Source organism: Burkholderia ubonensis subsp. mesacidophila (assembly GCF_002097715.1).
GTDB classification, from domain to species: Bacteria; Pseudomonadota; Gammaproteobacteria; order Burkholderiales; family Burkholderiaceae; genus Burkholderia; species Burkholderia mesacidophila.
In genome coordinates this window covers 235923-251444 of record NZ_CP020739.1, presented here as the reverse complement: position 1 = coordinate 251444, position 15522 = coordinate 235923, and the positions used below count along the sequence as shown (strand labels likewise).

12 protein-coding genes are annotated in these 15522 nt (G+C 65.3%); 10 read left to right on the top strand and 2 right to left on the bottom strand.

Going from position 1 to position 15522, the window contains the following annotated elements:
- The first annotated feature begins 147 nt into the window (after positions 1 to 147).
- From B7P44_RS33435 to B7P44_RS33415, 5 genes are all read left to right on the top strand, one after another.
- On the top strand, positions 148 to 1188 hold the full coding sequence (locus B7P44_RS33435) for an AraC family transcriptional regulator (RefSeq protein ID WP_084910312.1): 1041 nt from the start codon (positions 148 to 150) through the stop codon (positions 1186 to 1188).
- Positions 1189 to 1268: 80 nt separating this feature from the next.
- The gene (locus B7P44_RS33430; RefSeq protein WP_084910311.1) at positions 1269 to 2126 is read left to right on the top strand and encodes a DUF2071 domain-containing protein; all 858 of its coding nucleotides are present in this window, start codon (positions 1269 to 1271) and stop codon (positions 2124 to 2126) included.
- A gap of 310 nt (positions 2127 to 2436) precedes the next feature.
- Entirely contained in the window at positions 2437 to 3363 is a 927-nt protein-coding gene (gene rbsK / locus B7P44_RS33425; RefSeq protein WP_084910310.1) for a ribokinase, read from the top strand.
- Positions 3364 to 3413: 50 nt separating this feature from the next.
- On the top strand, positions 3414 to 4784 hold the full coding sequence (gene fucP, locus B7P44_RS33420) for an L-fucose:H+ symporter permease (RefSeq protein WP_084910309.1): 1371 nt from the start codon (positions 3414 to 3416) through the stop codon (positions 4782 to 4784).
- A 2-nt stretch (positions 4785 to 4786) separates the two neighbouring features.
- Positions 4787 to 5857, top strand: a complete 1071-nt coding sequence (locus B7P44_RS33415) for an aldose 1-epimerase family protein (RefSeq protein WP_084910308.1) — start codon at positions 4787 to 4789, stop codon at positions 5855 to 5857.
- Positions 5858 to 5873: 16 nt separating this feature from the next.
- Here the strand turns inward: B7P44_RS33415 and deoR are convergent, their stop codons facing one another.
- Positions 5874 to 6644, bottom strand: coding sequence for a DNA-binding transcriptional repressor DeoR (gene deoR / locus B7P44_RS33410; protein ID WP_059610072.1), 771 nt, complete (start codon positions 6642 to 6644; stop codon positions 5874 to 5876).
- 138 nt (positions 6645 to 6782) lie between these two features.
- Between deoR and deoC the strand changes: the two genes are divergently transcribed.
- The 5 genes from deoC (at position 6783) to B7P44_RS33390 (ending at position 14225) form a co-directional block, all read left to right on the top strand.
- Positions 6783 to 7463, top strand: coding sequence for a deoxyribose-phosphate aldolase (gene deoC / locus B7P44_RS33405; protein ID WP_084910307.1), 681 nt, complete (start codon positions 6783 to 6785; stop codon positions 7461 to 7463).
- Between the two features lie 739 nt (positions 7464 to 8202).
- On the top strand, positions 8203 to 9465 hold the full coding sequence (locus B7P44_RS37685) for a DUF6531 domain-containing protein (protein ID WP_231716873.1): 1263 nt from the start codon (positions 8203 to 8205) through the stop codon (positions 9463 to 9465).
- A 58-nt stretch (positions 9466 to 9523) separates the two neighbouring features.
- The gene (locus B7P44_RS37680; RefSeq protein ID WP_331251273.1) at positions 9524 to 13102 is read left to right on the top strand and encodes an RHS repeat-associated core domain-containing protein; all 3579 of its coding nucleotides are present in this window, start codon (positions 9524 to 9526) and stop codon (positions 13100 to 13102) included.
- A 1-nt stretch (position 13103) separates the two neighbouring features.
- Positions 13104 to 13577 (top strand): hypothetical protein, encoded by a 474-nt coding sequence (locus B7P44_RS36935; RefSeq protein ID WP_133118011.1) that lies wholly within the window; start codon positions 13104 to 13106, stop codon positions 13575 to 13577.
- Positions 13578 to 13964: 387 nt separating this feature from the next.
- The gene (locus B7P44_RS33390) at positions 13965 to 14225 is read left to right on the top strand and encodes a hypothetical protein (protein WP_084910305.1); all 261 of its coding nucleotides are present in this window, start codon (positions 13965 to 13967) and stop codon (positions 14223 to 14225) included.
- Between the two features lie 166 nt (positions 14226 to 14391).
- Here B7P44_RS33390 and B7P44_RS33385 read toward each other — a convergent pair whose 3' ends face one another.
- A complete protein-coding gene (locus B7P44_RS33385) occupies positions 14392 to 15351 on the bottom strand; it encodes an ATP-binding protein (RefSeq protein WP_084910304.1) in 960 nt (319 codons plus the stop codon).
- Positions 15352 to 15522 lie beyond the last annotated feature (171 nt).

Below are 15522 nucleotides of genomic sequence, written 5' to 3'. Positions count from 1 at the left end.
CCTCCCGTTGTATCGCGGCCGGCAGATCGGCCGGCGCGGCAGATTCGTTCCCGATGGTAGTCATCGCCGACATTGCAAACAATGACAAATCGAGTCTACGATCCTGATCGGAAATGCCATATCGGAGGGTCTGTGGTGGAACGGCACATGATCGCGCCGGGCTTTGTCGAGGACGCGCTCGCCTGCCTGCGCCAGCAAGGCGTCGACGTGCAGCCGCTGCTGCATGCGGCCGGGCTGCCGGCCGAGGTGGACAGCCCGGTCACGATCCAGCAATACGGGCGGCTGTGGCTGGCGATGGCCGACGCGCTGGACGACGAGTTCTTCGGCCTCGCCGCGCGGCCGATGCGGGTCGGCAGCTTCGCGCTGCTCTGTCACGCGGTCCTGCATGCGGCCACGCTCGAGCAGGCGCTGCAGCGCGCGCTGCGGTTCCTGCGGGTGGTGCTCGACCACCCGCACGGCCGGCTGCAGGTGGCCGGCGGCGAGGCGCGCATCGTGCTCGCCGACGCGGGCGGGCCGCGCCCCGCGTTCGCTTACCGCACGTTCTGGCTGATCCTGCTCGGCCTCGCGTGCTGGCTGATCGGGCGGCGCATTCCGTTGCGGCGCATCGATTTCTCGTGCGCGAGCCCCGCCCATCGCGACGACTACAGCCAGTTCTTCGGCGCACCGGTGCATTTCGACCGGCCCGATTGCCGGCTCACGTTCGACGCGGCCTATCTGCGCCTGCCCACGATCCGCTCCGAACAGGCGCTGAAGACCTTCCTGCGCGGCGCACCCGCCAACATCCTGGTGCGCTACCGGCACGATTCGGGGTGGGTCGCGAAGATCCGCACGCACCTGAAGGCTGTGCCGGCGGCGGACTGGCCGGTCTTCGACGCGCTGGCCGCGCAGCTCGACATGCCGCCGGCGACGCTGCGGCGGCGCCTGCGCAGCGAAGGGCAGAGCTTCGCGGCGATCAAGGACGAAATGCGCAGCGTGATCGCGCAATCGCTGCTGCGCGACGGCGCGCGCAGCGTCGCCGACATCGCGGTCGAGCTGGGCTTCTCCGAGCCGAGCGCGTTTCATCGCGCGTTCCGCAAATGGACCGGGCAGTCGCCCGGCGCGTTTCGGTCGGATCAGGCGGGGTTGCGTCGTCCATCCGGCGAGTCTCCTGAAGGAATCGACCGAAAGCGGCGCGGCGCCGACGATTGAGGTACCTTGCGCGCGCGCCCGCCAAAGTTGAAAGCGCTTGCTTTCGCGTCGCGCTTCAATCCATCACAACAACAACGGCCATGTCCTATACCAACGCATTCGTCCATCCGTCCGCCGGCATCGTCGGCCGGCTCGCCAACCTGGTCGTCGCGAGCCGCCCGCTGCTGCGCGCCCGCCGCGCACTGCTGTCGCGGCTGCCGTTCCTGCAACTCGCCAGCGACGTGCAGGACGTCGTGTATTGCACGTGGCTCGTCGATCTCGCGGACGTCGCCCATCTGGTGCCGCCCGGCGTCAGGCTGGCCGCGCGCGGCGGCAAGACGCCGTTCACCATCCTCACTTACGCGCACCGCCACTTCGGCCCGCGCGCCGCGGGCCCGCTGCGCCGCCTCTTTCCGTCGCCGCTGCAAAGCAACTGGCGGCTTTACGTCGATACGCTCTCGGGACGGGCGCCGGCCGAACCGACGGTCCTGTTCGTGAAGAACGTCTTCGACCATCCGCTTTATGCGATCGGCAGCCGGCTGTTCAGCGACGCGTTGCCGTCGCATCTCGCGAAGCGCTTCGAACACACGGCGCGTGACGGCCGATTCAGCACGCTGCTGGCGGGCGGCGACGGCAGCGCGCCGGATTTTCGGTGCGTCGCCGAGACGACGTCCGAACGCACGCTGCCCGCCGAACTCGCGCCGTTCTTCGATTCATGGCGCGGCGCGGTGACGTTCCTCAGCCTGCAGCACGGTGCGGTTGCGCACGTCGAGGATTGCAATGGCCTCGCCCATGCCCGCATCGACCTGCCGATCGACGTCGATGCCGTCGAGCCGCTCAGGGCGGTGGAGCCGGTCGGCCACGGCGATTTCCTGCAGCGGATCGGCGCGGTTGGCGCGCCATTCTGCTTCGTCGTTCCCGGCGTCGCGTTTCGTGTGCTGTCGGAGCGGGTGCTCTGACGCCGGTTTGCGTGTGAAAGCGCGCGACGCGATCCCGCGCGCAGCAATTGCCCCCTCCACAGCCAGATCCCACTCACAGCCCGCACATGCGCTCGATACCCCGTCGAGCGCGGACACCCGCACAAGCCGGCCCAGCATCCACACCGTGACACGTCTCGCCGCCGCGCCGCCTCGCGTGGCGACAGCGTTCGCCCGTGACACCCATCACATATGACGATTGCATTTTCACATGTTATGTGATTTTATTATCACACATTGGCGGACGGCGCCCTCCCCGGCCTCCACCCCAAACATTCCAAGGAAAACAAGCATGGAGACAATCGCGGTCATCGGCAGCAACATGGTCGATCTGGTGACCTACGTCACCCGCATGCCCGCGCGCGGCGAAACGCTCGAAGCGCCCGGCTTCGAGCTCGGCTGCGGCGGCAAGGGCGCGAACCAGGCCGTCGCGGCCGCCCGCCTCGGCGCGCGGGTCGTGATGGTGACGAAAGTCGGCGACGACGTGTTCGCCGACAACACGATCCGCAACTTCGCGCGCGCCGGCATCGACACCGAACACGTGCGCAAGGTGCCCGGCGTGCCGAGCGGCGTCGCGCCGATCTTCGTCGAACCCGATTCGAGCAACAGCATCCTGATCGTCAAGGGCGCGAACCGCCACCTGAAGCCCGCCGACATCGACGCGGCCGCGCCGAAGCTGCGCGAGTGCGGGCTGATCGTGCTGCAGCTCGAGATCGAGCTCGACACCGTCTATCACGCGATCGCGTTCGGCGCGCGGCACGGCATCCCGGTGCTGCTGAATCCCGCGCCGGCCGTGCCCGACCTCGACTTCGAGCGGATCCGCCCCGTCGAATTCTTCGTCCCGAACGAAACGGAGCTCGCGATCGTGTCCGGCATGCCCGTCGATTCGCCCGACGCGGCCGCGCGCGCCGCCGCGTCGCTCGTCGAGCGCGGGCTCAAGCAGGTGATCGTCACGCTCGGCAGCCAGGGTTCGCTGCTCGTTTCGCGCGATGGCGTGCGCCACGTGCCGGGCGTCAGCGTCGACGCGCGCGACACCACCGGCGCGGGCGACGCGTACATCGGCTGCTTCGCGCGCTACTACGTCGAATCGCGCGACGCCGCCGCCGCGATGCGCTACGCATCCGCGTATGCCGCGCACTCGGTGACCGGCCTCGGCACGCAGAAGTCGTATGCCGACGCCGCCACCTTCGAGCGCTTCATGCACGACGCAGGACGCTGACAACCGCGCCGCGACGTCCATCGACGAGACAACCCGGGAAGGAGACACCCATGAGCCGAGCCAGAATCGAACCCACACCCGACGGCTATTACCTGAACCGCACGCCCCTCTTCGCGTTCACGCTGCTGTGCTGCCTGTTCGCGCTGTGGGGCACCGCGGCGAACCTGAACGACGTGCTGATCGCGCAGTTCAAGAAATCGTTCTTCCTGTCCGATTTCGAATCGGCGTTCGTGCAGTCCGCGTTCTATCTCGGTTATTTCTTCGTCGCGATCCCCGCCGCGACCGTCGTGAAGAAGTTCAGCTACAAGACGACGATCCTCGTCGGCCTGCTGCTGTACACGATCGGCTGCCTGCTGTTCTTCCCGGCCGCGTCGATGGCGAAATACGGGATGTTCCTCGTCGCGCTGTTCGTGATCGCCGCGGGCCTGTCGTTCCTGGAAACGGCGTCGAACTCGTACTCGACGCTGATGGGGCCGCGCGCAACCAGCACGCGGCGGCTCAACATCTCGCAGACGTTCTATCCGTTCGGCGCGATGGCCGGCGTGGTCATGGGCAGCTTGCTGATCTTCAAGGAAGACGATGCATCGCATGCGCAGCTCGCGGCGATGTCGGCCGCCGACGCGCACCTGCACCAGCTCGCGATGATCCAGGCCACGCTCGAGCCGTACCGGTGGCTGATCGCCGTGCTCGCCGCGGTGTTCGTCGTGTTCGCGCTGACGCCGTACCCGGCCTGCAAGGGCAACGGCCCGGACGCCGCGACGCACCGCATCGACGCGCGCGGCACGCTCGCGCGCCTCGCCGGCAACCGCCGCTTCGTCGCGGGCGTCGTCGCGCAATTCCTGTACGTCGGCGCGCAGGTCGGCGTGTGGAGCTTCACGATCCGGCTCGCGATGCAGATCGGCGGGCTCACCGAGCGCGGCGCGTCGCGCTACCTGCTCGCGACGTTCTTCGCGTTCTTCGTCGGCAAGCTGATCGCGACGCTCGTGATGAAGCGCGTCGGCCCGGCCAAGGTGCTGATCGTCTACGGCATCCTGTGCATCGCGCTGCTCGCATACACGATCAGCGTGCACGACATCACCGCGGTGTACGCGGCGGTCGGCGTCAGCATCTTCCTCGGCCCGTGCTGGCCGACGATCTACGGCCTGACCATCGACGGCCTCGGCAAGGACACCGAATACGGCGGCTCGATCCTCGTGATGAGCATCGTCGGCGGCGCGGTCGTGCCGCTGATCCAGGGGCTGATCTCCGACCACACCGGCGGCAACATGCAGCTCGCGTTCGTCGTGCCGCTCGCGTGCTTCGTCGTGATCGTCTACTACGGTTTCCACTGCCTGCGGCACCTGCCCGCCGCCACGCCCGATGCGGCGCAGGCAGATGCAAACACGCGCTACGTCGACGCGCGCAATCCGTCGGAGGCCTGAGCATGCAAGGCGAAATCGAACTGCGACGCGACGACTTCCGCGAAGCGCCGCGCGTGCTGTACCGTGCCGACGGGCTCACGGTGACGGCGTTCGCGTATCCGTCCGGCGTCGAGGCGCTGAAGATCGAGAACCGTCGCGGCCATCTCGTCGTGCTGCCGTATCTCGGCCAGATGATCTGGGCCGCCGCGTTCGACGGCCGCGACCTGACGATGAAGCACATGTTCCGGCAGCCGAAGCGCGCGGCGTCGATCCTCGATACGTACGGCTGCTTCATGTTCCACAGCGGCCTGCTGCGCAACGGCTGCCCCGGCCCGGACGACACCCACGCGCTGCACGGCGAGATGCCCTGCGCGCCGATGGATCGCGCCGGCCTGACCGTCGGCGCCGATGCGCACGGCGCCTTTGTCGAAGTGACCGGCGAATACGAGTACGTGCAGGGGTTCGGCAGCCACTACGTCGCGCGGCCGTCGGTACGGCTCGCGGAACGCGATGCGCGGATGACGATCCGCATGGCGGTCACGAACCTCGGCGGCGCGCCGATGGACCTGATGTACATGGCGCACCTGAATTATGCGTACGTGCCGGGCGCGCGCTTCGTGCAGGCGCTGCCGCGCGGCGGCCTGCGCCTGCGCGAAAGCGTCCCCGCGCACGTGAAGCCGACCGCCGCCTGGCGCGACTACACGGCGGCGCTCGCGCGCGAGCCCGAACGGCTCGACACGCTCGATGCACCCGAGCTGTACGACCCCGAGATCGTGTTCTTCATGAACGGCGCGGAAACGGACAAGAACGGCGTCGCGCATTTCCTGCTCGCGCATCCGGACGGCGGCGCCTTCCACACCGCGTATCGCCCCGAGCAGTTTCCGCACGCGACGCGCTGGGTCCTGCACAACGCGGACCAGCAGGTCGCCGCGTTCGCGCTGCCGTCGACCTGCGAGCCGGAAGGCTACGAAGCGGAGCGCCGCAAGGGGAATGTCGCGCAGCTTGCGCCGGCTGAAACACGCCGGTTCGAAGTCCTCTCGGGCTACCTGAGCGCCGAGGAAGCACACGCCCGGACGGCCGCGCCGCATGCGTGACGTCGCAAGCCGTGCGTCAGGTCACGAGCGCGATGCCGTGCTCGCGGATCGCCGTTTCGTAGCGGCGGCTGAGCTGGCCGTCGGAGATCACGTAGTTGAAGTCGGTCAGCTCGGCGAAGTACGCGGCGCGCACTTCGTCGAACTTCGTGTGATCGACGAGCAGGAAGCGGTTCTGCGCATGCTGCATCACCTTCTTCTTCGCGTCGACTTCGTGGAAGTTGAAGCAGGTGACGCCGCAGCGGTCGCTGACGCCCGCCGCCGAGATGAAGGCCTTCGACACGCGAATCGTGTCGAGAATGCCGGATTCGGCGACCGACTCGAACACCATGTTCTTGCGGTGATACGTGCCGCCGCACAGGATCACGCTGCAGTGCGGCTTCTGCTGCAGCTTCGCGAACACGTTCAGCGAATTGCAGACGGCGGTGAATTCGAGGTCGTCCGGAATGAAGTCGACGACGAACGGCGTGGTCGAGCCGCAATCGACGAAGATCGTGTCGCCGGTCTTCACGAACTGCGCGGCGAGCTTGCCGATCCGGCGTTTTTCCTCGGTCTGCCGGTTGTTCTCTGCGCTGATCAGGTATTCGCCGATGTCGCTGCGCTGCGCGGCGAAATGGCGCGTCACGTAGCCGCCGATCAGGCTGACGCCGTGCGGATTGTCGGCGAGATCGCGGCGGATCGTCATTTCGGACACGCCGAACAGCTCGGCGACTTCGCGCAGATGGATCGCGTTCTGCCCCTGCAGCACGTTCATCAGCGTCTTGATCCGTTCGCCCTTCTTCGTTTCCATGCTCGTGTCCTGCTTGCCAGCCGCTCGTCGGGCCGGACGCCAGGGTCCGGCCGAAATGTCGTATTTGTAACAAACCGATGTGAAAACATCAACTTTTCGTGCGGCGGTCCCGCCGCACGGCTCAGTGGAGTCTGAAACATGCCGCTTTCCAACGCCCAACTCGCCCAAACCATCGATCACACGCTGCTCTCCGCCGACGCCAGCGACGCGCAGATTCGCGAACTGTGCCGCCAGGCGGCCGAACACCGCTTCTACTCGGTCTGCGTCAATTCGGCGAACGTGCCGCTCGCGGCCCGCGAGCTGGCCGGCGCGAACGTCACCGTGTGCGCGGTCGTCGGCTTCCCGCTCGGCGCGGGCCTCTCCGCCGCGAAAGCGTTCGAAGCGTCGGCCGCGATCGCGGCCGGCGCCGGCGAAATCGACATGGTGATCAATCTCGGCGCACTGAAGAGCGGCCGCCTCGCCGACGTGACGGCCGACATCGCCGCCGTGCAAGCCGCGTGCGGCCCGGTGCCGCTCAAGGTGATCCTCGAGACCGGGCTGCTGACCGACGACGAAAAGGTGCGCGTCTGCGAGATCTGCCGCGAGCTGCGCGTCGCGTTCGTGAAGACGTCGACCGGTTTCGGTCACGGCGGCGCGACGCTCGCGGACGTCGCGCTGATGCGCCGCACGGTCGGGCCGGAGATCGGCGTGAAAGCGTCGGGCGGCGTGCGCGACCGCGCGGCCGCCGTCGCGATGATCGACGCCGGCGCGACGCGGCTGGGCACGAGCTCGGGCGTCGCGATCGTGACGGATGCAAGCACGAGCGACGGGGCTTATTGATTCGGCGGGCGTCGATGCCCGGGAATGGCGGTGCGTTCGCTGTGCGCTTTGCGAAGCGCGCAGCGGCACGACAAGTGTTTCCCGGCTTTCAAAATTTCCGTTCAGGGATGCAAAGCGTTTTATCTACACGGTAGCGGTCCGTTTGGGCGCGTTTAAGCGCACAAATGACAAGAGCACCTCTTCTGAAACAAGCGTCCGCAAATCTTCTGTGACGCCAAGGACGTTCGCTCACGAACATTGTTGCTAACCGTTTCCATCTGCTGGACGTGCGTTCAGCCATCCGTTATCTCTTCAGCTTTCGCGAACAAAAATGACACTGAGAGAACGGGATGGAACGAGAACGAGGTGCACTTGGCGCGCTCGCGCAGTGGGTAACTGATCGCCCATCGCATTTCTTAACGGTGCCCGGGAGCGCCTCAGACGCAAGATTTTTCGATCATCTCGTTCGCCTTCGGCGAATGGCTTGTCGGTCGAATACGCAAGGTGCGATCTCGAATCGAGTCGGATTGTCGTCGAGCCGTTTGCCGCGCCATTCATACAAGCGATGCGCATCTATCAGTCACCGTGCGTACCGGAATCGGACATGGCGATTTGAGGCGACGTCCGTTGCGCTTCGCCCAGTTCTTGTTCGAATGGTGGCGCGCGTATCCCCTCCCCCCAGAGCCTGACCAAGACCCTCGCATCGAACTGACCCGGGCTTCGCACGCGCATCCGATTCATCCAGACAAAGAACAAACCCATGGCCGGCACCGAAACCCTTCCCGCCCCGCGGCGCCCGATCCCCAAAGCCCTCCAGCAGAACGCCGAAGCCCGGCGCGTGATCGTCAGCCCGGTTCCCGCGCCCGCGACATCACCGAAGGTGGTCGCAGCCCGCGCCGAATCGGCCACGAACCACGGCCTCGAGATTTTCGTCCAGTGCCTGTACATGATTCCGGTCGTCGGCAACGCGATGTCGCTCTACGACGTCGGCGTCGACATCTACCGGATCTGCAGCGAGCCGGGCGGCGCGAAGAAGGTCCTCAGCTGGAGCATCCTCGCGATCGACGCGATCGGGGTCGTGCCCGCCGCGGGCAATGCGACCCGGCCGGCCCGCGCGGTCGTCAAGGAGGTGCTGCTCGCGTTTGCCAAGGGCGCGGGCGCGGCGGCGCTGGTCGAGCTGTTCTGGGCCACGGCCGGCGGCGACGTGATCGCGTTCATGGCCGATCTGGATGCGCACCTGAAGCAATGGAAGGACGACATCGTCAAGGGTGTGCGCGACGCGTCGCGGACGGTGCGGCGCTTCGTGATCAATCCGGTCTCGGCTGCGGAGCAGATGGGGCGCATCAAAAAGAACCGCGGATTCCTGTCCTGGGTGCCGTCGACCGAGGAAATTGCGCTGCACGGCATCGATCAGTTGCTCAAGCTGTCCGGTCAGCGCGACGCGATCGTCGCGTGGCTCGACGAATTCGACCGCAACACGGGGCCGATGCTCGACGCGGCGTTCGGCGACGTGGCGCAGGCCGGCAGCCTGCTGTTCATGGCCGCGCAGATCACCGCGGAGATCAAGGCGCGGCGCGCGCGCAAGGTGCCGTCGCATGTCGCGCAGGCCACCCCGGGCACGATGCTGGCGCCGCACAAGAAGCGCGGCGCGCATCGCGATTCGACACAGAAGGGCGCGCAGCCGAGCAACCTGCCGGCGAAGGACGGCTGCGGGTGCCCGCCCACTGCGAGCGCGAAGCCGGTCAACTACGCGATGGGCGACGAGAACCTCGAGCAGACGGACTTCGTGCTCGACGGGATCGCACCGATCGTGTGGACGCGGCGCTACCGGTCGAGCCTCGAGGCGTACGACGCGAGTGCGCTCGGCGCGCTGGAGCAGCCCATATCACCTGTCGCTCGAAGAACGGGACGGTGTCCTGACGTTCTTCGATCCCGACAACCGCGCGGTGCCGCTGCCGCCGGTGGAGATCGGCGAATCGGTCGAGGTGCCGGCCGAGCAATTCGCCGTCACGCGCCCGGATAATCGGCACATTCAACTGGCCTATCCCGACGGCAGTCGAGAGGATTACGAACGGCATGGCATGGTGACGCATGCGCGCTATCGCCTCATCGCCCGCCAGGGCCGCGACGGCCTCGGCCTGACCTTCTCGTACAACGCAGCCGGCGAACTCGCCACGCTCAGCGACGGTGCGGAGAACGCGATCCGCCTCGAATACGTCGACGGACGAGTCGTGGCGATCTACCGCACGGGCGTGCCAGGCCTCGCCCGGGAAGCGCTCGCGCGCTACACCTACGACGCGGCAGGCGACCTGACCAGCCACGTCGACATGCTGGGATTCCGGCGCACGTACGCGTACCAGCAGCACCTGCTCACACGCTACACGGACCTCAACGGCAACGCCGCGAATCTGGCGTGGGACTGGCCGGGCAAGCGCGCCGGCCTGCCCGCGCCGGCCGACGCGCAGTGCGTGCGCACCTGGCTCGGCGACGACGGGCAGCACATTCAGGACGAGATGCATTTCGAGTACCACCGCGAGCACTGGTACACGAAGGTCACCGATGCGGACGGCCACGCGACGATCCATCGCTACGACTATCACAACCGGATCGTGCTGGTCGCATATGCGGACGGGACCACGGACGGATTCGAATGGGACGCACACCACCGTCTCGTCGGCACCCAAAACGCATTGGGGCACACGCAGCGCTTCGACTACGACGCGCAGGGGCGCCTCACCGCCGAAACGGACGCGCTCGGCAACACGACGCGCACCGAGTACAACGCGGACGGCTTGCCGATCCAGGTCACGGCGCCGGATGGCCGTGTCACGCAGACCGAATACGATCCGCTCGGCCGGCCGGTCTCGGCGACGGACGCCGCCGGCCGGACCACGCGCTACACATGGAGCGGCAACGGCCGCCTGCTGTCGCTGACCGACCCGAAAGGCGGCGTGAAGCGCTTCCGCCACGACAACGCGGGACGGCTCGTCGAGTCGACCGACTGTTCCGGCCACGCGACACGCTACGGCTACGACGAGCGCGGCCACCTGTCGCGCCTTACCGATGCCGAGGGCCACGCGACGATATACCGCTGCGACACGCGGGGGCAGGTCGTCAGCGTCACGCATCCGGACGGGGGCGAGGAGCGCTTCACGTGGGACGGCGAAGGCAACCTGCGCACCTACCGGGACGGCGCGGGCCAGCTGACGGAGTATGCGTTCAACGCCCGCCGGCAGCCGACCTGGCGTAAGGATGCGGCGGGACGGCAACTGACCTATGCGTACGACCGGCAGTGGCGGCTGACCACGCTGACCAACGAGAACGAGGAGCAGACCCGGTTCCGCTACGACCCGCTGGGGCAACTGATCGAGCAGACGGACTTCGACGGCGGCACGACCCGCTACCGGTGGGACGAGGCAGGCCGGCTGGCCGGTTCGCAGCAAGGCGACGTCGACACGACCTACACGCGTGACCCGCTCGGGCGGCTCACGCGGCGCGAGATCGACGGACCGGCTGGCCGTAGCCGGGTTGCCGAGCACTTCTATTACGACGCGCGCGGCCGGCTGACGACCGCGCAGGGCACCAACAGCACGGTCCGGCTGCACTACGACGATGCCGACAACCTGATCGCCGAAGCGCAGACCCACGGCCCGGACACGGGTGTCGCCTACACGGCGGTGACGCGGCACGAATACGACGCGCTCGGCAACCGGATCCGCACGCAGCTACCGAATACGCGCACGATCGACTGGCTGCGCTATGGCTCGGGCCATGTGCACGGGGTGCTGCTGGACGGCCAGCCGCTGGTCGACTTCGAGCGCGACAAGCTGCATCGCGAAACTGTTCGACGTCACCGCAGTTTCGAGCAGACCCGTGAATACGACCCGGCCGGGCGGCTGCGGCGGATGATCGTGCGCCGCGATGCACACGCGCTGCCGACGGACTGGATCGCCGCGCGACAGTACCGGTACGACGCGGCGGGCCAACTGACGCGCATCGAGGATCGCACGCGCGGGGCGACGGACTACGCGTACGACCCGGTGGGGCGGTTGCTGAAGGCGGCGACGCCGGACCTGAAGGAAGTCTTTGCGTTCGATCCGGCCGGCAATCCGGTGGACCCGGAGCAGCTGACGCCGCGCCCGACCGAGGAAACGCGCGAGGAGATGAGCCGGCGGCACCAGCGCATCATCGCGCAGGATCGGGTGTGGCAGGACGCGCATCCGGGCGAGCGGATGACGCCCGAGCAGATCGCGCGGCGCACGCGGATGGCAGACGAAGCCGGCCAGCTGAACGCGTGGGAGCAGGCGCTGCCGAAGTGCGTGGGCAACGTGTTGAGGGAGTTGAACCGCACCCGCTACGACCATGACACACACGGCAACCTGATCCGCAAAACCGAGCCGGGCGGCGTGACGTGGCTGTACGCATACGATGCGGCGAACCGGCTGAAGCGGGCCGATCGCTACACGAAACCGCCGGCGGCAAACGAGATCGACCGGCTCGAGCGGACGCAGGACGGCACCGCGTTCATCCCGGGTACGGTGCGGCCGGCATTGCAGGTGCGCTTCGAATATGACGCGTTCGGGCGGCGCACGCTGAAGGAGGTGGGACGGCCGGACGGCAGCATTGACCGGACGGTGTTCACGTGGGACGGCGACGTGCTGCTGATGGAGGAGCGCTTCCACTTGCCGCCGCGGCAGCCGGGCGAATATGAGCCGTTGACCTTCCGGCCGGTGCAGATCGTGCGCGAGGATCCGGACGATGCGTATTCGCTGCCGGTGGCGCAGCGAATACATACGCTGAGCGAGCGGCATCAGTGGCAAGGGGCGTCGCTCTACCTGCACGAACCTGGCACGTTCGTGCCGCTGGCGCGGCTGGACGAGACGCTGGTGGAGGCGGCGTTCATTGCGACGGGGACGGATGGCCGGTTCGTGCAGGTGCCGGCGAAGACGCGGCATGCGACGCTGTTCTATCAGAACGATCACCTGGGGACGCCGCAGGAACTGCTGGACGAGTCAGGGAAAGTCATCTGGCTCGGCCGGTACAGGGCGTGGGGTGGAGAGAAGACCGTTTGGCAGCCGCAGCCGGAACGCAATGAGGCGGGGAATCCGATCCGGTTCCAGGGGCAGTACCATGATGACGAGACGGGGCTGCATTACAACCGGCATCGGTACTATGACCCGCACTCCGGCCGGTTCATTAGCAAGGACCCGATCGGGTTGGCTGGCGGGATCAATGTCTATCAGTATGCGCCTAGTCCGGTTCAGTGGATCGACCCGTTGGGACTGGCCAAGACAACGTGCGACCTGTATGCGTTCGGAAACGCAAGTGGTCCGCGAGATCCACGTATCGCCGGAGTGAATAGGCCACGTGGAGAATCGGGAGACTTAACCGCGGACGCGGAAGGAATGGTCGGTCCAACGATCAAAGACGGCGCATCGACGTTTGGCGATCCCAATAAGGCCCCTGTTTCTGGCGTGTACTACAAGATCCCGACTGGAACGGAACTTCCAGACGGAATTGACGTAGTAGCAGACGGTAAGGAGGTTGGCGGGAAGCATGCAGAAACACACCACACTGTTTGTCCAAAGGGAAAAATGAAGGGCACGACTTTCATTGAAAAATTTAAATCACTACCGTGGATTCGGGCAGGCAAGAAGTGAGATGAAAGATTTTAATTTAGAGATGTGGGAAGACTTGGAGCGGAGATATCAGGGTCAGCTCGGATCGCAGAGTGAGTTGATGCACTTGCTGATTTCCGAGAAGGAGCTAATTTTCAAGGCCATCTCGATTAATGAGTCAAGGTTCAGGTCAGGAGCCTTGGAATTAATATGGCTACTTCCGAATTGTGAGAGGACGTATTTCTTCCCTCAATTGATGCGCATTGCTAGTTTTGTGCATGGCTTTACGGAAGATTATCGAAATCTAATAAGCAGCCTTCCGCATGATTGGGTTATGGCTCATATTGATGATCAGATTGATGATATTTTGAAGAATGGGGGTTATGAGGAATATAGATGTTTACTGGAAGTTTGTCGTCAGGTAGATCGCGAATTGATGAAAAAATTGGCGCGGAAGGCTGCTAACAATAGTGATCCAGATATAAGGGAGGCGGGTCGAGATTACCTTGGTGTGTGAATTAAAAATATAGAGCTGCAGGCTCGGCTCTATATTTTCCTACTCGACGATAATAGTCAGCCTTGCTCAATTGCATCGGCACTATTCGGTACTCAATCAGAGCGACCATCTCGACGAGGTAAGGCCATTCGAGTCCAACTCGTTCGAACGGCGCACGCTGAAGGAAGTGGGACGGCCGGACGGCAGCATCGACCGGACGGTGTTCACGTGGGACGGCGATGTACTGCTGATGGAAGAGCGTTTCCACCTGCCGCCGCGGCGGCGTAGTTGCATCACCAACTTATAACAACCTAAATCATGCGACCTTATCTGGAATAACTTCGGAACAAGCGAAGTCGCTTACGACACCAACTGTTCGCAATCCAAGCGCAAGAAAGTAGGCGGAATATGATCGATGAACAACTGAATGAAATCGAGGCTCGCTGTAAGGCGGCTACGCCTGGGCCGTGGGTATCTTATGTTGAGGAAAGAGATCATGGAAGTGGTTCAAATTTCATTATGACTGGACCAGAAGGGGCCCGCAGCGAAGATATCGAGTTAAGTGGCGCGACCATCGCAGATCAAGACTTTATTGCGCATGCTAGGCAAGATATATCGATGTTGGTTGCTGAGGTAAGACGGCTTAAGAAAATGCTGATGCGTAGGTAAGAAGTTAATTTTCTTGTAGTTAAAGCACTGAGACGGGGCTACATTACAACCGCAGCCGTTACGGACCTGCGGCGGAATTTTGTAGCCAATCAGGCAGTAAGTCTCGCGTTGATATTATCGGATTCCAGCCAGCACGCGACGTCAAATGAACAAGACGACGAGCGGCTCACCCCGCATGCCGCGCGCGGACTTGTCCCGCCGCCTCGGCGACATCGAGCCGCCCCGCATGATCGAGCACGAACTGCGCCGCGATCCTGCCCGACCGCGCGCCGCGCTCGAGCGCCCACTGCAGCGCGGGCTCGCGCGCCGCGCGAATCTGCCCCGCATCGAAGCCGGCGGCGGCCAGGCGGCTTTCGACGACGGCCAGGTATTGTTCCTGCGTGAAGCCGTAGAACGTCACCCGGATGCCGAAGCGCTCGGACAGCGAGATCCGCTCCTCGACCGCATCGCCGGGATGCAGTTCGCCGTTCTCCGCGCGCGACACGTCCGCGTTGTCGCTCGCGTGCTCGGGCAGCAGATGCCGGCGGTTCGAGGTGGCGTACACGAGCACGTTCGACAGGTCCGTCGCCACCGATCCGTCGAGCACGGTCTTCAGTTCCTTGTATCCGGTCTCGCCGGCCTCGAACGACAGGTCGTCGCAAAACACGACGTAGCGCTCGGGTCGCAAACGGACCAGTTCGACGATCGCCGGCAGATCCTTCAGTCCGTCCTTGCCGACCTCGATCAGGCGCAGCCCGTCCTTCGCGAACGCATGCAGGCACGCCTTCACGATCGACGACTTGCCGGTGCCGCGCGCGCCCGTCAGCAGCACGTGGTTCGCGGTGCGGCCCTGCACGAACTGCCGGGTGTTGCGTTCGACGACGGCCGCCTGCCGCTCGACGTTGCGCAGCGCATCGAACGCGATCAGCGCCGGCGACGGGATCGGCTCAAGCGGCGCGGCGCGCAGCGGATGGTCGAAGCCGCGCCAGCGGAACGCGACGGCCGCGTCGAAATCGACCGCTGCCGGCCCCGCGGTGCGGGTCATCGCTTCGAGCGCGGCCGCGATCCGATCGAGTTTGTGCGCGAGGCCGAACATGAAGCCTTCTGGCGACGGAATCAGTTCCTGCATCCGCGGATCGGCGCTCATTGCCGCGCCCCTTGCGGTTGGCGCCTCTGCGCCGGGAACGGTTGCGCGATCGTGCGGAAAGGAAAAAGCGGAGTCTTGTTCATGATGTGCGACGGATTAATATCGCTGTAGCCAGCTGACGTGAATCGAAGCGTCATCGTGCCTGCCCGCCAACTGCCTGTCTCACGCCAA